The organism is Kitasatospora sp. HUAS MG31, assembly GCF_040571325.1.
GTDB classification, from domain to species: Bacteria; Actinomycetota; Actinomycetes; order Streptomycetales; family Streptomycetaceae; genus Kitasatospora; species Kitasatospora camelliae.
On record NZ_CP159873.1, the window covers coordinates 153,275 to 172,820 of the forward strand.

Annotated in this window: 13 protein-coding genes and 3 pseudogenes; 9 read left to right on the forward strand and 7 right to left on the reverse strand. The window is 72.0% G+C overall.

The window, feature by feature from the left end; genetic code table 11:
• Positions 1-132 precede the first annotated feature (132 nt).
• Together ABWK59_RS36345 and ABWK59_RS36350 are read right to left on the reverse strand one after the other, a co-directional pair.
• Positions 133-957: an anti-sigma factor family protein gene (locus ABWK59_RS36345; protein WP_354645342.1), complete on the reverse strand. Its 825-nt coding sequence runs from the start codon at positions 955-957 to the stop codon at positions 133-135.
• 30 nt (positions 958-987) lie between these two features.
• Positions 988-1,590: a sigma-70 family RNA polymerase sigma factor gene (locus tag ABWK59_RS36350; protein ID WP_354645343.1), complete on the reverse strand. Its 603-nt coding sequence runs from the start codon at positions 1,588-1,590 to the stop codon at positions 988-990.
• A gap of 85 nt (positions 1,591-1,675) precedes the next feature.
• On the opposite strand from ABWK59_RS36350, the gene ABWK59_RS36355 reads away from it, so the two are divergent.
• A complete protein-coding gene (locus ABWK59_RS36355) occupies positions 1,676-2,497 on the forward strand; it encodes a hypothetical protein (protein WP_354645344.1) in 822 nt (273 codons plus the stop codon).
• 212 nt (positions 2,498-2,709) lie between these two features.
• Here the strand turns inward: ABWK59_RS36355 and ABWK59_RS36360 are convergent, their stop codons facing one another.
• A complete protein-coding gene (locus ABWK59_RS36360; RefSeq protein WP_354645345.1) occupies positions 2,710-3,897 on the reverse strand; it encodes an RICIN domain-containing protein in 1,188 nt (395 codons plus the stop codon).
• Between the two features lie 388 nt (positions 3,898-4,285).
• On the reverse strand, positions 4,286-5,908 hold the full coding sequence (locus ABWK59_RS36365; protein ID WP_420492971.1) for a GMC oxidoreductase: 1,623 nt from the start codon (positions 5,906-5,908) through the stop codon (positions 4,286-4,288).
• A gap of 727 nt (positions 5,909-6,635) precedes the next feature.
• Here ABWK59_RS36365 and mscL point away from each other — a divergent pair.
• The 4 genes and pseudogenes from mscL to ABWK59_RS36390 form a co-directional block, all read left to right on the forward strand.
• Positions 6,636-7,580, forward strand: a complete 945-nt coding sequence (gene mscL, locus ABWK59_RS36370) for a large conductance mechanosensitive channel protein MscL (protein ID WP_354645346.1) — start codon at positions 6,636-6,638, stop codon at positions 7,578-7,580.
• Positions 7,581-7,804: 224 nt separating this feature from the next.
• Positions 7,805-7,951: pseudogene (locus ABWK59_RS36380) on the forward strand (transcriptional regulator); the annotation flags it as partial.
• A gap of 423 nt (positions 7,952-8,374) precedes the next feature.
• Positions 8,375-8,941, forward strand: coding sequence for a GNAT family N-acetyltransferase (locus tag ABWK59_RS36385; protein WP_354645347.1), 567 nt, complete (start codon positions 8,375-8,377; stop codon positions 8,939-8,941).
• Positions 8,942-9,331: 390 nt separating this feature from the next.
• A pseudogene (locus tag ABWK59_RS36390) lies at positions 9,332-9,598 on the forward strand (C40 family peptidase); the annotation flags it as partial.
• Between the two features lie 144 nt (positions 9,599-9,742).
• Here ABWK59_RS36390 and ABWK59_RS36395 read toward each other — a convergent pair.
• Together ABWK59_RS36395 and ABWK59_RS36400 are read right to left on the reverse strand one after the other, a co-directional pair.
• Positions 9,743-10,672, reverse strand: a complete 930-nt coding sequence (locus ABWK59_RS36395) for a hypothetical protein (RefSeq protein WP_354645348.1) — start codon at positions 10,670-10,672, stop codon at positions 9,743-9,745.
• A 612-nt stretch (positions 10,673-11,284) separates the two neighbouring features.
• Positions 11,285-12,688, reverse strand: a complete 1,404-nt coding sequence (locus tag ABWK59_RS36400; RefSeq protein WP_354645349.1) for a short-chain fatty acyl-CoA regulator family protein — start codon at positions 12,686-12,688, stop codon at positions 11,285-11,287.
• Positions 12,689-13,033: 345 nt separating this feature from the next.
• Here ABWK59_RS36400 and aceA point away from each other — a divergent pair, with 345 nt between their 5' ends.
• From aceA to ABWK59_RS36420, 4 genes are all read left to right on the forward strand, one after another.
• Entirely contained in the window at positions 13,034-14,326 is a 1,293-nt protein-coding gene (gene aceA, locus ABWK59_RS36405) for an isocitrate lyase (protein ID WP_354645350.1), read from the forward strand.
• Positions 14,327-14,480: 154 nt separating this feature from the next.
• Entirely contained in the window at positions 14,481-16,103 is a 1,623-nt protein-coding gene (gene aceB, locus ABWK59_RS36410; protein WP_354645351.1) for a malate synthase A, read from the forward strand.
• A 64-nt stretch (positions 16,104-16,167) separates the two neighbouring features.
• The gene (locus tag ABWK59_RS36415) at positions 16,168-16,992 is read left to right on the forward strand and encodes a 3-hydroxybutyryl-CoA dehydrogenase (protein WP_354645383.1); all 825 of its coding nucleotides are present in this window, start codon (positions 16,168-16,170) and stop codon (positions 16,990-16,992) included.
• Between the two features lie 451 nt (positions 16,993-17,443).
• Positions 17,444-19,237 carry an AfsR/SARP family transcriptional regulator gene (locus ABWK59_RS36420; protein ID WP_354645352.1) on the forward strand — a complete coding sequence of 598 codons (1,794 nt, stop codon included), beginning with the start codon at positions 17,444-17,446 and terminating at the stop codon, positions 19,235-19,237.
• A gap of 36 nt (positions 19,238-19,273) precedes the next feature.
• Here ABWK59_RS36420 and ABWK59_RS36425 read toward each other — a convergent pair.
• Positions 19,274-19,504: pseudogene (locus tag ABWK59_RS36425) on the reverse strand (RNA-guided endonuclease InsQ/TnpB family protein); the annotation flags it as partial.
• Positions 19,505-19,546: the final 42 nt, after the last annotated feature.

Sequence of the window (19,546 nt, forward strand, 5' to 3'; positions counted from 1 at the left end):
GCGCGCCCTGACGCCGCGGACCCGGCAAGGCCCGCCGGACAGGCCCATCCGCCCGAGCGCCGATACACCCGGGCGGATGGGTCAGGACGGGTCCGGCATCCCCTTGTGCCTCACCTGTGCCCCACCTCTGTCTCAGCCCGGGATGGTGAGCAGATTCTGCCCGTTGCCGGCCACGATGTTGAGGTGCCCGATGGCGCTCGGGGGGACGGAGACGGCCCCGGGGACCGTGACGGTGTCGGCGGGGTTCTGTCCGGCCAGCCAGGTGGCGCCGATGACTTTGGTCCCCTCCCCGCTGACCACTTGCAGTGTGCAGGTGGTCCCGATGGGCAGACCCTTGGCCGAGATCTTCAGCGCGCTGCCCCAGGCGGCGGGCAGGACGGCCACCGAGGCGGAGACGCCGGTGGTGGGGTCACTCGCGGAGAGGTTGAGGACAGGGGCCTGCGAGGTCGCCGTGGTGCGGGTCCCCTGGCTCTCGGCGGAACCGCCGGTCCCCCACCAGGTGCCGCCGATCGCCGCCCCGACGAGCAGCAGGCCTGCGGCGGCGGCGGCCGCCTGCAGCCGCCGCGTGGTGCGGCGCTTGGTGCGGCGCCTGGTGGCGGCCTCCTTGAGCATCCCGTCGAGCAGGCTCTCCTCGGGGGGCTGCGACACGCTGGGAAGAGGATCCACCTCCGGCCGGCGGTGCGTCGTGCCGCTCTGCCTGGCCCGTTCGACGAGCTGCTCGGCGAGGTCCTCACGAGGCGCCGGCGGGGCCTCGCCCGCGACCTCGGCCTCGCTGACCGACGCGAGCAGGGCGGGCAGTCCTGCCAGTTTGGCGTGTTCCGCCCGGCATTCGGCGCACTCCGCGAGGTGGGCGGTGACCTGTTCGTCCTCCTCCGGGGAGAGCGCCCCGAGGATGTACGCGCCCAGCGACAGCCGGATGGTCTCCGACGTCCGAGTGGTCTCACGGTCGTTGGTCATGGTCTGCGTCTGCACCTCCTCGGTGCACCGTCACAGGTCGAGACCCCGCTCCTGGAGCGCCAGCCGCAGTGCCTGCAGTGCGTAGTACGTCCGCGACTTCACGGTGCCCACCGGGATTCCGAGCACCTGCGCGGCTTCGGCCATCGTGCGGCCCCGGTAGTACGTCTCCAGCAGCACGGCCCGATGGTCCGGGGTGAGCGTGCGCAGGGCGTCGGCCACCGCCCAGCTCTGCAGCGCCTGCTCGAACTGGTCCTCGCCGGGCGTCTGGTCGGCGATCCGCTCCAGCGGTTCCGGGCTGACCTCGGTCGGCCTGGCCTGCTTGGCCCGGTGGGCGTCGATGACCAGGTGCCGGGCCACGGTGTACAGCCATGCCCGGGCCGGACCGCGCTCCGGGTCGAACGCGGCGGGGTTCTGCCACGCACGGAGCAGCGTCTCCTGCACGATGTCCTCGGCCCACTGCCAGTCTCCCGATGTCAAGCGCAGGACGTAGTGGAACAGGGGGCCGGCGTGCTCGGCGTAGAGCGTGCGGAGCAGCTCCTCGTCTGCCCTCGAAACGGTCCCTTCACCAGATACACGGCGCTCGGAGCGATCCGGTTCAGTCGGCTGACCGCGTTTCAGGAAAGACCACGGCATAGGGCGATCGTCCCGCAATTGATTTGATTTGTCTCGCTACATACAGTACGCGTAGCGTGACGCGCCGTAGACCAAGGGATCGGTCATGAAGAAGGTGTTCTACCCCCTCGCCGCCCTGGCGGCCATCGCCGTGACGGCCGGGCCCGGGAGTGTCGTGGCCGAGTCCGCGGCCCCCACGGCCTTCCAGGCCACCCTCAATCCCGTGCCCACCAATCACGTCAACGGCTCGGGCACGGCGTCGCTGCAGATCAACGGCGCCCAGACCCAGGTCACCATCCACACCATGGGTCTGCTGAACGCCCCGCACGCGATGCACGTGCACATCGACGGGCAGGGCAAGTGCCCCGACGAATCGTTCGCGAAGACCCACAACGGGCAGAAGGCGATCAGCGCCACCGACGGCGCCACGGCCTACGGGGAGATCATGGTCGCGCTGACGACGACCGGGGACACCGGTCCCGACAGCGCGTTCGCGCTGGACCGCATGGCGTCCGGGGATCCGATCAACTACTCGCGGACGATCACCTTCGACGCCCACACGATCAGCGCGATCCAGGGCGGCAAGGCCGTCATCGTCGTCCACGGCACCGACTACTCCGGCAGCGGCAAGTACGACAACGCCCTCGGCGCGAGCGAGGACGCGCCCCACCTGCCGCAGACGGCGACCGCTCCGGCCCTGTGCGGGGTCCTCACAGCGGCGGCGGTATCCCCCTCCCCCTCCGCCCCCGTCGACACGACCACCTCGGGCCAGGGCATCACGATCAACAACCCGAGCAGCAGTGGGAGCAGCTCCAACAGCACCCTCAGCGTGGCGGCGCTCAGCGTGGCCTGCGCGAGCCTGGGCTTCTCGGTCGCCACCGGGATCGCCGTGTGGAACCTCCTGCGGCGCGCCAACCGGCAGCCCTGAGCACCACTCGCGGAGGACGGCAAAACAGTGTCGGCATCAGCCGAGCCCGGCCTGGCTACACGGCCCGCTGCGGTCCCTTGGTCGGAGCCTTCCTGTCCGCGGTCCCGTCCTTTCCCCCTTGGTGGTCGGCTCCGTCTTCCGGTTCAGCCGGAGACGAATGCCCAGCTGGCGCCTTCGCCAGCGGTGCGCAGGTGGCTGGCGAGCGGTCCGGTTCAGGCGGCCTCGATCCGGAAGGTCTGGTCGGTGCCTGATGTGCAGTTCTCCTGGATGGCCTCAGCGCCCTGGGCGACGGGTTCCTGCAGGCCGATACACAGGCCGCTGTGCACGGGGCGTAGCCGGTAGCCGTTGGGGAGGGGTTCGAGGCGGAAGCGTTGGCTGGTGTCGGAGGTGCAGGTGTGGGGGGCCAGGAGTGCGCCGGGCCCGGTGTAGGCGCCGTCGACGGCGAGGCACCCGATGCCGTGGTCGGGGTGGTGCCACTGGACGCGGTACGTGTCGCTGCCGACCTTCTCCAGGTAGGTGCGCGGGAGGGTGACCTGGTTGCAGGGGAGCTGGACGGCGATCTCGCGGTCGGTGCGGCCGTTGCGTTCCCGGCCTTCGGTGAGGCATTGGCCGCTGGCGGCGGGTTTGATCTGGGCCCAGCCGGAGGTGGGGAGGCCTGCCGGCGCGGGAGTGGTGGCGGGGGCCGTTGGTGGGCGGGTGGAGGGGGTGGGTTTGGCGGGCCCGGCTGATGTGGCGGCTGGGGGCGCCGGAGCTGCCGGTGTCTGGGGGGCGGCCGGGCCGGCGGGGCTGTCCGACGGGATCGGGGCCGGCGTGGGGGAACCGGACGGAGAGGGCGCGGGGCTGCTCGCGGGGAGTGGGGTGGGGTCGGTTGGACGTGGAGCGGCGCCGGTGTCGGGGTGTCCGGGGCGAGTCAGCAGGAAGGCGGCGGTCAGCAGCGCGGACAGCGCGACGGCCGAGACCGTCAGGTACGTGCGTCGCCTGCGCGCGTGGGTTCGCGTTGGTGCCTCGGTGGGGACTTGGTCGTCGGCCCGTGGCGGGACGGAAGCCGGCTCGAGGGGCGGTGCGGTGGTCGCCGGTCCGTTGACCGTCGGGAGAGGCGTGGTGGCCCGAACGGCCTCGGCGGTGGCCTCCGGCCGTTCGGTGCGAGCAGGAGCGGCGTCTGCCGGAGCGCCGGCCTCGGCGGCGATGGCCAGGCGGCGGCGGGCGTCGAGCCAGGCCTCCACCGTCTCCGGGCTGCCGCCGCAGGCACGGACATAGGCGGCGAGCAGATCGGCGCGGGGTAACTCGTTTCGGGCGAGCGCGGCCGCGACGGTGGCTCGTGGCAGGACGTCGCCGACGAGTGCGGCGCGGCGCTCCAACTGCCGGTAGCTCAGGTCGGCGCACTGGCGTAACTGCCTCATAGCGGTGACCAGTTCAGCCGGCGAGGCCGCCGTGTCCGGTTGGGGTGCTGTCGCGGTCACTGTGATTCGCCATCCCGTCGCGCCCAGGTTCTGTAGTTCCCCGGAAGCCTAGGGGTGCGCGAACGTTCGACTCGGCGAATTCCGCTTATCGTCCCGGCGAGATGTGACGGTGGGTCAGGACCCGCTCGGGGGGCGGCCAGCAAAGTGCTGGTGACCGTCTCGCCGGTGCCGGGGTCTGAATGACCAGGCCGTCACCCCTGTACATCCTGCGGCGAGCTGTAGCTCGCCGTCGAGCGGGCTTCGGGGCGGCGATGGTGTGGGCCGTCCGGACGGCCAGTGGCTCGGGCCCGGACGGCCGGACGGTCGGACGGTCGGCCCGCCTGTGTGCTCAGCCGAAGTCGTTGCCGATCACGTTCTCGATGTTCCGCTCCGCGAGAGCGGCGATCGTGACGAAGGGGTTCACTCCGGTACTGCCGGGGAGCAGCGATCCGTCGGTGACGTAGAGGCCGGGGTACTCCGTGAGGCGCCCGTACAGGTCGGTCGCCTCGCCCAGCACGCAGCCTCCGAGCGGGTGGTAGGTGAAGTCGTCTCCCCAGGTCTTGTTGCCCCCGAACAGGTCGGTCCGGTAGACCGTCCACTCGCGGGAGTTGATCTTGTTGAACATGTTGGCTGCCGCCGTGATCGACGGCCCGGACCATGAGCCCTGCCAGCTCAGGTCCACTCGGCCGGTGGTCGGGTTGAAGGTGAAGGCGGCCCGGTTCGGATTCTTGGTGATGGCCAGGTACAGGCTGATCCACAGCTCGGTTCCGGCCGGGAACGGGGCGATCTCCGCGAAGCACGGGTGCTGGCGGTCGTCCCAGTTGTCGATGCCCCTGACCGGAATGCTCGCCTGCAGTCCGCCGGTCGGGCTCCACATGTGATTCGCGCGACCCACCATCACATTGCCGTTGTTGCCCCAGCCTTCGCCGACGGCGTCCGAAAGATCCCGCAGCCTGCCGGTGGACCGCATGGTGACCAGCAGCTTGCTGGTGCCGACGCTGCCTGCGCTGAAGAAGACCTTGTCAGCGGTGACCGTCTTGTTCGCCACGACTTTGCCGCTGGTGTCGAGTTGCTGCATCTCCACGGTGTAGCCGCCGCCCACGGCTGCCGGGTAGACCGCGGTGACCTTGTGCAGCGGGCTGATCGAGAGCCGTCCGGTCGCGGCCGCGGCAGCGAGGTAGGTCTTGTCGAGCGACTGCTTTCCGTGGTTGTTGCCGTAGATGACCTCGCTGGCGAGGGCACTGCGTTGGGCGGTCCCCGCCAGTTCGCGCTGCATGTAGGAGAAGTCGTAGACGTTGGGCACGGAGACGGTCTTGAACCCGGCGCTGTTCGCCTGGCTGGAGCCGACCCGGGCGTACTGGTAGCAGGAGGCGGAGTTGTACCAGGTCGGGTCGATGCTGTTCACCTGCAGCCCGGTGTTGGCGCGCGGGAAGTAGACGTCGTACATCTCGTCCGCGTCGACGTCGGGCAGGATCTCCTCGAAGTACTGCCGCTTGGGCACCACCGCCATGCCGCCGTTGACCAGGGAACCGCCGCCGACGCCGCGTCCTTGGTAGACGCGCATCGCCGCGAAGCGCTCCGAGTCGAGTACGCCGGTGTAGCGGGGGATCGCCTTGTTGTAGGGCGCGCCCATGAAGTGACTGACGGGCGCATCGGTCTGGTCCTTGAGCCAGTACGAACGGCCGTCGGGGTTGAGCATGTCGCAGAAGATCTTCCCGTCACTGCCGGGTGCGGTCCAGCTCCGGCCCATCTCGACCATGGCCACTCGGATTCCGGCCTGGGTGAGCCGCAGGGCGGTGACGGCGCCCCCGTATCCGCTGCCGATGACCAGGACCGGTACCCGGGCGCCGCTGCTGAGCGCCCGGGTCGGCGCCGCGACCGCCTCCGTCAGCAGTGACGGCGCGGCGAGCATCCCGGTGGTGAGTGCGGCGCTGGAAAGGAATCGACGGCGTGAGAGTGCCGGCTGGGACATGGTGCATGCACCGTTCTTTCTCGGTTCTTGAAGCTTGGTGGACATTCGCAGGGCGTATTCGGCCGGGCGTCGGGCAGAGAGCTCCGGTCGCGGCGAAGGTGCCGCGGACGGGTCGACCGCCCGCCTGCGGCGGGTACGGGCCGTGCCTCAGGAGGTTTCGGCCGGGTGCAACCCCGGAGGTGTCCTGGCCCGGCGTGTGGTGGCAGCTGTGGTTCTGGTGGGTGGGCTGCGCGGCTATGCGGCACTCGTTGAGGGCGTCGCGCCCAGGACGCAGAGTGCAGGCACCGAGGTGATTGCGAGGGCGGAAACGGTCTTCTTGCCGGTGGACATGGTGGGGGCCGTCTTCGGGTGGGGGGAGCGAGAGGGAACGGCGTTGCGCTGGATCGGCGAGTCATCGCATCGGGTCGCCCGGTTCGGCTTTCGGGCGCTGCTGCTGGGCGGTGTGGCGGCCGCCCGCCCCCGTTGCACCGTCGAGTGCATGATTGACGGCAATCGATCAGGGTTACTAGCCGTAGACGGGGTTCTGCGGACTACGTAGGAACAGGGGCGGCGCACCGTGACGACCCCTCGAATGGGATAGGTCAGGTGATCAGGTAGCTCTTCGCCGCAAACCCGGGGTCCTTCAGGGCAGGGTAAGCAGGGGTCCGTCTCCTCCGGTCAGGGGCTCTCCGCTCTCAGCCGGCCGGCGGTGCCGGTCAAGGAGCTGCACTTCTGCCTCACCGCGGACGTGCTGCTCGGTGCCACCCACACCGGCGCCCTGCCCGACCTCGGGCCGGGCGAGCGGCTGTCCCTGGTCGCCGTGTGCGCGCTCGCGGCCGCCATGCCCGCCGCGGTCCTCAACGCCTTCCCGCGCGAGCTGATCCTGCTCGCCGACGAACTGGACGCCGCCATCGAGGCCGGCCCACAGCATCACCGCCTACCGCCACCCCACCACGCCGTAACCGACGCGCACAGCGTTCAGGTTCGTCTCCGCCCACGCAGTCGGCGTCAGGGCGAGGGGCGGCCCCACGCGGGGCAGACCGGTCAGCGCGCGACCCATCCGACGCCGCTGGTGCCGAGCCGGTCGGTACCGCTGAACCTGTTGGTTCCGCACTCCGCGTGGCCGAGCGCAGGCCCGCCGCCCCCACGTGTACGTGGTCACCTTCCCGCCCTGACCCGGTGGGCGCCGTACCGCCCGGCCGATACGGCGGCGCCCCGTCACCCGGGCGGCCCGCCTGCCGTGCCGGAGCCCGCCCGGCGCCACAGGCTCGGAGAAGGTACGGCTGCGAGGAGGCCGCAGGTGCTGCACGGGTTCAAGAAGTTCATCATGCGCGGGAACGTGATCGACCTGGCCGTCGCCTTCGTGATGGGCGCCGCGTTCGTCGCCGTGGTGAACAGCCTGGTAAATGACCTGCTGACCCCCTTGATCGCGGCCATCTTCGGCAAGCAGGACTTCTCGGCGCTCACCTTCACGGTCAACGGCAGCGTCTTCCGCTACGGCGCGTTCATCAACGCACTGATCTCGTTCGTGTTGATCGCCGCCGCCCTGTACTTCTTCGTCGTCGCACCGCTCAACACCGTCGCCGATCGCCGCCGCCGCAAGGCCGGCCTCCCCGTCCTGGACGAACCGCCGACCGAACTCGAGCTGCTGACCCAGATGCGGGACCTGCTCCGCGAACCGCCGCGTCGCTGAACCCTCCGTGACGGAGCCTTCCAGGGCAGGCCGATATCTGAACCGCACCGGTTCGAATGGATACTCGATTCTCTGGGAGGATTGAGTCATGGCACGTCCCTCCCCTTACCCCGCTGAGCTGCGGCGTCGTGCGGTGCGCATGGTCGCTGAGGTCCGTCCGGACTACGACACCGAGTGGGCCGCGATGAAGGCCGTTGCGTCCAAGCTTGGCGTCGGGTCGGCACGTCGAATTGAGAGCAGAGCGGCTCGACTGGTTGCCTCCCGTCCTCGCCTCGCTCGACCGGCCGTTCGTCATCGAGCGACCGGACGAACTCCGAGACCTCGTCATCGCGCTCGCCGACCGGCTCACCACCTCTGCCCGCCGAGCCTGACGCCGCCGTCCACTGCGAGAATCCCCGCTGCGGGTTCCCCTGCCACGTGGCCTCCGGCCCGTACGGGTCGGGCACCGGGGCGTCAGGGACGGACCGGATCAACTGGGGCAACACCCGACATCCAGGCTTCCGGGACCAGAGCACTTGAGATTTTCGGCGGTCCGGCGTCTCGATTGATCTGGTCGCCGCAGGTCACGACCCTGGATCCGGACCAGATCAGTTGAGACGGACAGTAACGGCCGCCCGCCGACCTGCTGCGACGCGGCGCGGGAACGGCGGGCAGCCGGAACCGGCCGCCACCGGTCAGCCGTTTCCGGGCCCCGGGCAAGCCGGCCAAGGCCCGCCGCAGCGACCCGGGCAGGCGGCGCTGACGGACCCTGAAAAGGAGTCCACGGGCACAAGGAGAGGGCCTAGGCTCGGCGGGTGGACAAGATCACGACACAGCTGACGGCCGCCGCTACCCCGACCGCGCCCGCCCTCGTACTGCGCCCTTGGATACAAGCGGACGCGATCCACCTCGTCGAGCTGTACCAGGACGCCGCCATGCGCCGCTGGACCAGCACGACCATCGATGACCGGGCCGGCGCCGAACAATGGATCCAGGAGCAGCGTCAAGGTTGGGAAACGGGCGAGCGTCGTGCGTTCGCCGTCCTGGAACCCCGCGACGGGAAGGCGGACCATCAGTTGGTGGGACATGTGGTCGTCAAGGGCGCCCTTCCCGGGTCGGCCTCGGCGGAGGTCGGCTACTGGACCGCGGCACACGCCCGGGGGCGGGGAGTCGCCCCACGCGCCTTGGAAGCGGTGTCCGGCTGGGCCTTCGACGCCTTCGCCGACACCGGACTTCGCCGCCTCGAACTCCTCCACCAGGTCGACAACGCCGCATCCTGCCGCGTCGCCGACAAGACCCGCTACGCGTTCGCTTCGACGCTCGCCGCCGCACCCCCGGAATACCCCCTCGACGGCCACCTCCACATTCGAACCCACCACTGACCTGCGCTCGAAGTAGGAGACGCCCACGGCACCGGCCAGGTCCCCTGAGCGTGAGGCCCACCTCTGTCTGCCACTGGCCCGGTCCGGGCCCCACGTCCGGCGGGTGGACCTTCAGACCGTCCCCCACGCCGTCCTCCTCCCCCAGTCCGTATCCCACGTTCCCGGAGGAGTGCGGCGGGTCGGAGGCCCGCGACCCCTGCTTCTGACCCGGCCCTCCGAGCGTCCCCGATGCCCGGGCCGGTGGCCCGCCCGGGATAGGGACCCGGGGCAGCCGGGCGGGGTGGGCGTCGGCCGTGTCGGCTCGGCTACACGGCCCGCTGCGGGCCCTTGGTCGGGCCTTCCTGTCCGCGGTCTTGCTCCTGCTTCTTGGCGGGCTGGTCGGCCTTGGCCGTGTCCTTCTTCGGGTTGCCGGCCTGCTTCGCGCCGCCGCTCTTGGCGTCGTCCTGCTTCAGGTGGACGGTCTTGCCCGCCGAGGCGGCCGTCGCCTACGCCCGCGCCCAGCTCGGCAAGCCCTACGCCTGGGGCGCCACCGGCCCGAACGCATTCGACTGCTCCGGCCTGGTCATGCGCGCCTGGGAGGCATCCGGCCTGACCCTGCCGCGTACCACCTGGGCCATGCGCACCACCGGCACCCCCACCAGCCGGGGCGCCCTCGTCCCCGGCGACCTGGCGCCGGCGCTCGTGCAGGTAGGGGTCGAGCAGCGCGAGGCCTGCTGCTGGTCGATGCGCTACGCGGTCCCTGGCGGGCGACAGTCGCCGCGTGCGTCGTCGATGCTTGGCCGAAGCTGTCGGTCCTGCACTTCAGCTCTGCTCGTACCAGCTCAGCCGCTCCCGCAGCACCCCGCTCTCACCCTCCTGGGCCATCACCGCGGCCGCGTACAGCTCGGCCATGGGAGAGGCGATGTTGCCGTCCCGCACCCCCGGCTGCGTCATGTACGGTTCACCCGCCCAGGTGCTGTCATGCTCCTCCGGGTCCATATAGGCCCACGCCGCCCCCCGCGCCCGCCGCGCCACCTCGCCCACGTACCAGGCAGCACCCTGAAGGAACAGTCCCGGCGCCGCCGCTTCGAACCGATCCTCGGACCAGACCCGCTCCTTGGCCAGGCGCTCCAGTACATCAAGGGAGGACGCGGAGAAGTCCCATATCCCTTCCACCTGCCCGGTCTCCTGGACCCAGGTGGGAAACGCGCGCTTGCGTTCGGCGAGCCAACCGGCCAGCCATGGATGCTCCGGCACCTCCGGCTCCGGGTCGACCCCCGGCGTGTGGTCCTTCACCGGCTCCCACCCCGGCCGCTCCTTGCGCAGCCCGGCCACGGCTTCACCCAGCCGCCCGGCGGCGGCCGAGAACTCGTCGCCGGTCCGGCCGCTCAGCGCCTGACCGATCAGCAGCATCGGCGCCACCGGTGCGAGCGCGAGCGCCGCATCCGGCACGACCACCGGATGCCCCTCCACCTCACCGACCGGCGCCGTGTCCCACCCCCAGCCGCCGCCCGCCACCGTCAGCAGCACCTCACCGAGATACGCCATGGCATCGTTAACGAACCCGCTGCCCGGCTCCACCGGCCCCTCCATGGTGAAGTGACCCAGCAGAGCCGCCTCCAGGTGCGCCAGGGACTCCAGGCTGAAATCCAGCCGCACATCATCGGGAAGATGCTCCTCCCCCAGCCGGTCGATCGCCTCCGGGACATGGTCGATCCACACGATGAGGTCCGGCACTACGCCGGTGCGCACAGTCTCTCCTTGGGTCACGCCCACGACCCTAGGGCCCGGATCCGACAGTTCCTACCCCCTTACCCCCAGCTGGGCGGGCAGTCGGAGCGCCCGGTGATCACCTGGTGGCTGGTCTCGAATGCGGCCGCCCAGGTGGACACGCCGTCAGCACGGCTCCGCTCTTCAGGACTCGAGATAGGCGGCCGGTCGGGCTTCGTGGTGGACGGTGGCACGGCCCGGCTATGGACAAGGGCCCTCACCATCACGAAGCCCCAGTCGCGACCCCGAGTAGCTGCCTCCAGAAGGCCATAACCGCAGAGGCAACCGACCGCTGGCCCCGCCCGGAACGCCTTCAAGGTTGCCGCCGAAGGAACGAAGCGGCGAAGACCCGATCCGGCATGCTGTCCGGCCGCGCGCCAGCGGAGTTCAGCTGGCCACTGACAGCGACTCTCCGTCGCACTGGCATGAGAGGCGCGGGCTTTCCTGCGGTGCCCGCCACCGCCGGCGTGGTGATCGTCCTCGGCCGCTGCTGACGGCCCTCGTGCGCCCCCTCATCCGGCCCACGCGTGGCCCGGCACAGGGACGTCACCCGGCCTGGAGCCCGCGGTCCGTCGCGGGGTGGCGGCCCGGGCGTCAGGCGCCCGGTTCGGGATGGACGGGGTACGGGACGAAGGTGCTGGTGTGTTCGTCGACGGCCAGGGGGCGGCCGATGGCGGGGGCGGCGCGCTGGGGGCAGGCGGGGCGTTCGCAGACCTTGCAGCCGAGGCCGATCGGGGTGGCCGCCGCCGGGTCGGCCAGGTCGAGTCCGGTGGAGTACACCAGCCGTGCGGCGTGCCGCAGTTCGCAGCCCAGCCCGATCGCGAAGGTCTTGCCCGGGCGACCCCAGCCGCCGGGTGAGCGGGTGACGGCGCGGGCCGTCCACAGGTACCGCCGCCCGTCGGGCATCGAGGCCACCTGGACGTGCACCCGGCCGGGCGCGGCGAAGGCCTGGTAGACGTTCCACAGCGGGCAGGTGCCGCCGGTGCGGGAGAAGTGGAAGTCGGTGGCGGACTGCCGTTTGGAGACGTTGCCCGCGCGGTCGACCCGGACGAAGGAGAACGGCACCCCGCGCAGCCGGGGCCGCTGGAGGGTGCTGAGCCGGTGGCAGACCGTCTCGTAGCCGACGCCGAAGTGGTCGGCGAGGTGCTCGATGTCGTAGCGGGCCGCCTCAGCCTCGGCGTGGAAGGCGGTGTACGGCAGGACCAGTGCGGCGGCGAAGTAGTTGGCCAGGCCGATCCTGGTGAGCGAGAAGGCGGTGGAGCCCTCCGGGCCGTCCTGGGCGGCGAGTTCGGACAGCAGCGCGTCGTGTTCCAGGTAGGCCAGCTGGGTGGCCATCCGGAACGCCTGCTGGCCGGGCCGCAGCCGGTCCGACAGGTGCAGCACCCGGGTGTGCGGGTCGTAGCGGTGGAGTTGCTCGCCTCCGGTGGCGACCTGGACCCGGTGCCCGTCCGCCAGTCGTTCGGCCAGCACGGCTCGGACCTCGCCGCGCCGCAGCCGGATGGCGCCGGCCAACTCCTCGGCGGCGGTGTCGAGCTCGTGGACGTAGTTCTTGCGGCGGTAGAAGAACTCGCGGACCTGTTCGTGCGGGGTGCGGGCCTCGGCCGCGGGTCCGCGTTCCCCGGCCAGGACGGCGAGCTGCTCGGCGACGGCGCGCCGCTCGCGGCTCAGCTCCGTCAGCAGCCGTGCCACGGCGGGCAGCCGGGCCGCGACCTCGTCGAGATCGCCGGCCGTGACGCGTCCGGCCGCGATCTCCTCCCCGAGCGATTCGCGGAGTTCGGCGGTGAGTCGGGCGCTGTCCGGCGGGGCGAAGTAGCCGGCGTCGACACCGAACGCCTCGGTCAGCCGTAGCAGGACGGGGACGGTGAGCGGCCGGGCGTCGTGCTCCAACTGGTTGAGGTAGCTCGGCGAGAGCTCGACCAGCCGGGCCATGGCGGCCTGACTCAGTCCTCGGTCCTCCCGCAGGCGGCGCAGCCGCGCCCCGGCGAAGGCCTTCCCCATGCTCGTTCCCCCCTTTGTGCTGCGACCGGCCGGCCGATGGCCGCAGCCTAGCCGGAGAAAACGGCGGACAAGCCTTCGCAACCTTTGCCGATTCGCCGGTCCGGCTTCGCAGAAGTTGGCACTGCTCCACGGGTGACGCCTCTCGTCCGACCTGCCAGAGTCGTTGCTGCGGCCGGGAGGAGCGCAGGAGGGCGGCAGAAGTCCAGGTCAGTCACCCCTGGAAGAGCTGCCTCGGGCGAACCGTCTCGCGGTGTCCCGTCGCCGCCCGGCGCCGCCCGGCCGCCCACCCGTCCCTGCGGTGAGGCGCATCACACCCTTCGCAACCAGCACCCCCTGGAGCAGATCATGACGACGTCGGTTCGGCAGCAGCAGGAGCAGCAGGCGGCGGCGCTCGCCGCCCGGTGGGCGGACGACCCGCGCTGGGCCGGCGTCGAGCGGACCTACAGCGCGGCCGACGTGGTGCGGCTGTCGGGCACGGTGCGCGAGGAGTACACGCTGGCCCGGCGCGGCGCCGAGCGGCTGTGGCGGCAGCTGCACGAGCGGGACTACATCCACGCGCTGGGCGCGCTGACGGGTGGTCAGGCCGTCCAGATGGTGAAGGCCGGCCTGCAGGCGATCTACCTGTCCGGCTGGCAGGTCGCGGCCGACGCCAACCAGGCCGGGCAGACCTACCCGGACCAGAGCCTGTACCCGGCCGACTCGGTTCCCCGGGTGGTGCGCCGGATCAACAACGCGCTGTTGCGGGCGGACGGGATCGACGCGGTGGAGGGCAAGGACGGTCCGGACTGGCTGGTGCCGATCGTGGCCGACGCGGAGGCCGGGTTCGGCGGGCCGCTGAACGCCTTCGAGCTGACCAAGGGCATGATCGCGGCCGGTGCGGCCGGTATCCACTACGAGGACCAGCTGGCCTCGGAGAAGAAGTGCGGCCACCTCGGCGGCAAGGTGCTGGTGCCGACCGCGCAGCACGTCCGTACCCTGAACGCGGCGCGGCTGGCCGCCGACATCGCCGATGTGCCGACCCTCATCGTGGCCCGCACCGACGCGCTGGCCGCGAACCTGCTCACCACCGACGTGGACGAGCGGGACGCCCGGTTCTGCACCGGGGAGCGTACCGCCGAGGGCTTCTTCCGGGTCGAGCCCGGGATGGCGCCGGTGATCTCCCGCGGCCTGGCCTTCGCCCCGTACGCGGACCTGCTGTGGGTGGAGACCGGCACGCCCGACCTGGCCCAGGCCCGCGAGTTCGCCGAGGCGGTCAAGGCCGAGTACCCGGACAAGATGCTGGCCTACAACTGCTCGCCGTCCTTCAACTGGAAGGCCGCGCTGGACGACGACCAGATCGCCAAGTTCCAGCGGGAGTTGGGCGCGATGGGCTACCGCTTCCAGTTCATCACCCTGGCCGGCTTCCATGCGCTGAACCACGCGATGTTCCAGCTGGCCCGCGGCTACGCCGAGCACGGCATGACCGCCTACGTCGACCTGCAGGAGGCGGAGTTCGCCGCCGCTGTGGACGGCTACACGGCGGTGAAGCATCAGCGCGAGGTCGGCACCGGCTACTTCGACCAGGTGTCCGCCGCGCTCAACCCGAACGCCGAGACGCTGGCGCTCACCGGCTCCACCGAGGCCGAGCAGTTCCACTGACCCGGCCGGTGCGATGCAGTGCGGTCCGCATCGCACCCCCCGGCCCGGCGACCGCCGCTCCCTGAGGAGGGGACGCTCCACCGCGGCCGCCGCCCACCCGCCCGGGGCCTCGTTGAGGGACGACGCCCCGGGCCACACCCTTCTGGAGACCCGGATGAGCACGACCAGCCGCACCGCGATCCCCGTCGAGGTCCTCGGTGAGCACGAGGACCGCTTCGAGGAGGTCCTCACCCCCGAGGCCCTCGACTTCGTCGCCCGCCTGCACGACGCCTTCGCCGACCGTCGCACCGCGCTGCTCGCCGAACGCGGGCGCCGCGCCGCCGACCTCGCCGACGGCGGGGCCCTGGACTTCCGTCCGGGGACCCGCGCCGTCCGCGAGGACCCCACGTGGCGTGTCGCGGGTGCCGGACCCGGCCTCGGCGACCGGCGGGTGGAGATCACCGGCCCGCCCGAACGCCGGATGACCGTCAACGCCCTCAACTCCGGGGCGAAGGTGTGGCTGGCGGACTTCGAGGACGCCACCGCCCCCACCTGGCACAACCTGGTCTCCGGCCAGCTCAACCTGCTCGACGCCATCGAGGGCCGGATCGACGACACCACCCCTCGGGGCAGGCGCTACCGGATCGGTGACGCCCCCGCCACCGTCGTGGTCCGCCCCCGCGGCTGGCACCTGGAGGAGGCCCATCTGCTGATCGCAGGCCGTCCGGCGATCGGCGCGCTGGTCGATTTCGGCCTCTACCTCTTCCACTGCGGCCGGCGGCAGATCGAGCGCGGCAGCGGCCCGTACTTCTACCTCCCCAAGCTGGAGAACCACCTCGAAGCGCGTCTGTGGAACGACGTCTTCACCTACGCGCAGGCCGAGTTGGGAATCGAGCACGGCACGATCCGCGCCACCGTGCTGATCGAGACCATCACCGCGGCGTTCGAGATGGAGGAGATCCTCTACGAGCTGCGGGAGCACGCCGCCGGCCTCAACGCCGGCCGCTGGGACTACCTGTTCAGCCTGATCAAGAACTTCGCCCACCACGGCCCGCGGTTCGTCCTGCCCGACCGGGCCTTCCTCACCATGACCCAGCCGTTCATGCGCGCCTACACCGACCTGCTGGTGCGCACCTGCCACCGGCGCGGTGCCCACGCCATCGGCGGCATGGCCGCCGCCGTCGCGCAGCGTGACCCGGCCGCCCACGAGGTCGCCCTCACCAAGGTCCGCGCCGACAAGGAGCGCGAGGCCGGCGACGGCTTCGACGGCTCCTGGGTCGCCCACCCCGCGCTGGTCGACACCTGCCGTACCGCCTTCGACGCCGTCCTCGGCGCCCGACCCCACCAGCTGGAGCGCTCCCGCGAGGACGTCGAGGTCACCGCCGCCGACCTGCTCGCCGTCCACCGCCTCACCGTCGGCCTCCCCAGCGACCAGGGCCTGCACTCCAACGTCGCCGTCGCCCTTCGCTACCTGGTCGCCTGGCTCGGCGGCACCGGCGCGGTCGCCGTCTTCGGGCTGATGGAGGACGTCGCCACCGCCGAGATCGCCCGCTGCCAGATCTGGCAGTGGGTCCACCACTGCTCCCGCCTCACCGGCGGCGCCGTCGTCACCCCCGACATGGTGCGCCGGCTGATCGCCCGGGAGCGGGCCGCGCTGCTCGTCGAGGGCGCCGACCCGCGGCTGGTCGACGACGCAGTGCGGGTGCTGGAGGAGACCGCGCTCGGCGCCGACCTGCCCGCCTTCCTCACCACCGACGCGTACGCCCGTCACCTGGTCAAGGTCCGCACCGCTGCCTGAGCGCCGCCACGAAGGGATTCCCGTGAACGACATCCGCCGTGTCGCCGTCGTCGGCGCCGGACAGATGGGCTCCGGCATCGCCGAGGTCTTCGCCCGCGCCGGGCTCGACACCGTCGTCTGCGAACGCGACGCCACCGCTCTGCGCGCCGCCCGCGCCCGGATCGACCACTCCCTGCACCGCGCGGTGGACCGGGGCCGCATCGACCCCGAGGACCGCGAGGACGCCTGGGCACATCTGCTGTTCGCCGACGACCTCGAAGCCCTCGCCGACCGCCAGCTCGTGGTCGAGGCCGTCGTCGAGGACGAGGCCGTCAAGACCGAGGTCCTCTCCGGCCTCGACAAGATCCTCGCCGCCGAGGACGCCGTCCTCGCCACCAACACCTCCGCCATCCCGGTGACCAGGCTCGGCATCGCCACCGGCCGTGCCTCGCACGTGCTCGGCCTGCACTTCTTCAACCCGGCGCCGGTGATGCCCCTGGTCGAGCTCGTGGAGTCGCTGCACACCCACCCCGAGGTGGCGCAGCGCGTCGAGGCCTTCGCGACCGGCACCCTCGGCAAGCGCGTCATCCGCTCCCGCGACCGCGCCGGCTTCGTCGTCAACGCCCTCCTCGTCCCGTACCTGCTGTCCGCGATCCGGATGGCCGAGGCCGGGCACGCCGCCCCCGAGGACATCGACGCCGGCATGGTCCACGGCTGCGCCCACCCGATGGGCCCGCTCCACCTCGCCGACCTGATCGGCCTGGACACCGTCGAGGCGATCGCCCGCTCGCTGTACGAGGAGTACAAGGAGCCGCTGTACGCTCCGCCGCCGCTGCTCTCCCGGATGGTCGAGGCGGGCCTGCTCGGCCGCAAGAGCGGCTGTGGCTTCCACCCCTACCGGGAGGGATGAGCGGCCCCGGTCCCGCCTGTGCCCCGGTTCCCGTCGCGGAGGGCCGGGGCACAGGCATGAGCACACCGCGGGATGTGGCAGCGTTCCTCGGGTCCGTCGGAGGCCTTGGCGGGCGGTGGCGGCGGAGGCTGTCGCGGCGACCGCGGCCGCCGCACGCCGCCCCGTGGAGGATTCGGCCCGCGCGACCTGTAACACGGGGCGGCCCTGGGGCCGTCACTTCAGCGGGGTGCGCCGGGCCGGTGCGCCCGTGGAAGGCGGAGACGGCCGCGGTGGCCGGCAGGACCTCGGCGGCCGGCCCTCCGCCGCTCCTGCCGACCCGTGCGTCGAAACGACTCCCCCGGTCCGTGGTCGGGCCGTGGGGGCAGCCGTCCGGCGCGGCCATCGGCACGTGGCCCGCGCGACGTCCGCCCACGTGACGGTCGTGCCGGAGTCCTTAGGGGGAGCACAGCACATGCGCTTTGGCGTTCTCGGATCGCTGGAGGTTTTCGACGGGGACCACCCGGTCGTGGTGGAGCGGCCACGGCGGCGCGCCGCCCTGGCTTTTCTCCTGCTCCACGCGAACCGCCCGGTCACCACCGAACAGCTGGTGGACGCGCTGTGGGAGGCGGATCCCCCGCACAGCGCGCGCGGCCAGGTGCACACCGCGGTCTCGGAGTTGCGCAAGGTCCTCGGTCCCGGTGAGGGGGGCCCGCTGACCTCCCGGAACGGGAACTACCGGCTGTCGGTGGCGGACTGCGCGCTCGACCTGGCCACCTTCCGCACCCGGGTGGGCGAGGCGCGGCGGCTCGCCGGGTCCGGTGACGCGCGCGGGGCGGCACGGAGCGTGCGCCGCGGCCTCGACCTGTGGCGGGGCGCAGCGCTCGTCGACATCACCGCCCCGTTCGCGGCACCGGTGCGCGCCCAGTTGGAGGAGCAGCGGTTCGCCGCCCATGAGCTGCTGGCCGACATCGAGCTCGGCGCGGGGCGGCACCGTGAGCTGGTGCCCGGGTTGACGGCGCTGCTCACCGACCACCCGGTCCGGGAGGGGATCGCCGAGCGGTTGATGGTGGCGCTGTACCGCAGTGGCCGGCAGACCGACGCGCTGGCGGTGGCCCGTTCGCTGCGCGCGTTGCTGGTCGAGGAGTTCGGGCTGGATCCGGGGCGTTCGCTGGTCGAGCTGGAGCAGGCCGTTCTGCGCGGTGACCCGGCGCTCGCCGCTCCCGGGGGTCCGGTGGTGCGGGTCTCCGGCTGCTCGCCGGTCGCCGCCGGGGCCCACCGCGACCGGGGAACGCGGGCCGTCGGGCCCCGGCCCGCGCCGGCCGGGCCGGCCGGGCGGAGTTGGTCGGACCGGTGGGGGCAGGTCCCGCGGCCGGCGCAACTACCGCCGCCCACGGGAGGGTTCGTCGGTCAGGAAGAGGAGCTGTCCGGTCTGGACGCGGTGGCGGACGGCCCCTCCGGCGACCCGGGGGTCGTCCTGGTGACCGGCCCGGCCGGAGTGGGCAAGACCGCCCTGGCCGTCCGCTGGGCGCACCGCCGGTCCCCCACCTTTCCGGACGGGCAGCTCTTCGTGGACCTCCGGGGCTGCTCCGATTCCGAGGCGGAGCAGCCCGAGCACGTGCTGGAGCGCTTCCTGATCGCCCTGGGTGTTCCGGCCCCGCAGATCCCCAGCTCGCTGGGGGCCCGTGAGGGCCTCTACCGTTCCTGTCTGGCCGGCCGTCGGGTCCTGGTCGTCCTGGACAACGCCCGCGACTACCGGCAGATCCGGCCGCTGCTGCCCGGCGCTCCCGGTTGCCTGACCGTGGTCACCAGCCGCGGCATGCTGGGCACCCTGGTGGTCGAGTTGGGGGCCACGGCGATCCGGGTGGACTCCTTGTGCCCCGAGCGTGCGGTGGAGGTGATCGGCCGGGTCGTCGGCCCGGAGGTGGTCGCCGCCGAGCCGGGGGCCGCGCTCGAACTCGCCCGTCTGTGCGGCGGGCTGCCGCTGGCGCTGCGGATCGCCGCCGCCCGGGCGTTGGAGGACCGGATGCCGCTCGGTGACCTGGTGGTGGAACTCGCCGCCGAGGACGGCCGGCTGGACGGCCTCGAGTTCCCCGGCGACGAGAGCAGTGCCGTCGGGCGGGCCCTGGACCACACGGACCTTGACGCCCTCCAGGCCCTGAAGGGCCTGGGTTCCTACCACGGTCGGCTGACCGTCTCGGCGGGTTCCCGCTTCACGGCGCTGCGCCGGAACGAGGTCCGGTCTTACCTGCGCTCCACAGGCGTTTAGCCTGTCCGCCCGTCCGGCGGCCAGGATGTTGCGTGCGGCGTTCACGTCCCGGTCGTGGACGGTCCCGCAGGCTCCGCACGTCCATTCGCGGACGCTGAGGGGCTTGGGGCCGTCCTGGACGCCGCAGGCCGAGCAGACCTGAGAGGTCGGCTCGAAGCGGCCGGTCCTGCCGAAGTGCCGGCCGTGCTTGACGGCCTTGTACTCCAGCATGCCGAGGAACGCGGACCATCCGGCGTCGTGCACGCTCTTGGCGAGCCTCGGCGTCATCCTGGCCGACCTCCGTGAGCACGGGCGGCGGAGGCCGTGGTG

Bases quoted from the DNA above. Each gene is read 5' to 3' on its own strand.
- ABWK59_RS36345 (WP_354645342.1), bottom strand. From the start codon at position 957: ATGACCAACGACCGTGAGACCACTCGGACGTCGGAGACCATCCGGCTG.
- ABWK59_RS36350 (WP_354645343.1), bottom strand. From the start codon at position 1,590: ATGCCGTGGTCTTTCCTGAAACGCGGTCAGCCGACTGAACCGGATCGC.
- ABWK59_RS36355 (WP_354645344.1), top strand. From the start codon at position 1,676: ATGAAGAAGGTGTTCTACCCCCTCGCCGCCCTGGCGGCCATCGCCGTG.
- ABWK59_RS36360 (WP_354645345.1), bottom strand. From the start codon at position 3,897: ATGAGGCAGTTACGCCAGTGCGCCGACCTGAGCTACCGGCAGTTGGAG.
- ABWK59_RS36365 (WP_420492971.1), bottom strand. From the start codon at position 5,908: ATGTCCCAGCCGGCACTCTCACGCCGTCGATTCCTTTCCAGCGCCGCA.
- ABWK59_RS36400 (WP_354645349.1), bottom strand. From the start codon at position 12,688: ATGGGGAAGGCCTTCGCCGGGGCGCGGCTGCGCCGCCTGCGGGAGGAC.
- aceA (WP_354645350.1), top strand. From the start codon at position 13,034: ATGACGACGTCGGTTCGGCAGCAGCAGGAGCAGCAGGCGGCGGCGCTC.
- aceB (WP_354645351.1), top strand. From the start codon at position 14,481: ATGAGCACGACCAGCCGCACCGCGATCCCCGTCGAGGTCCTCGGTGAG.
- ABWK59_RS36415 (WP_354645383.1), top strand. From the start codon at position 16,168: ATGGGCTCCGGCATCGCCGAGGTCTTCGCCCGCGCCGGGCTCGACACC.
- ABWK59_RS36420 (WP_354645352.1), top strand. From the start codon at position 17,444: ATGCGCTTTGGCGTTCTCGGATCGCTGGAGGTTTTCGACGGGGACCAC.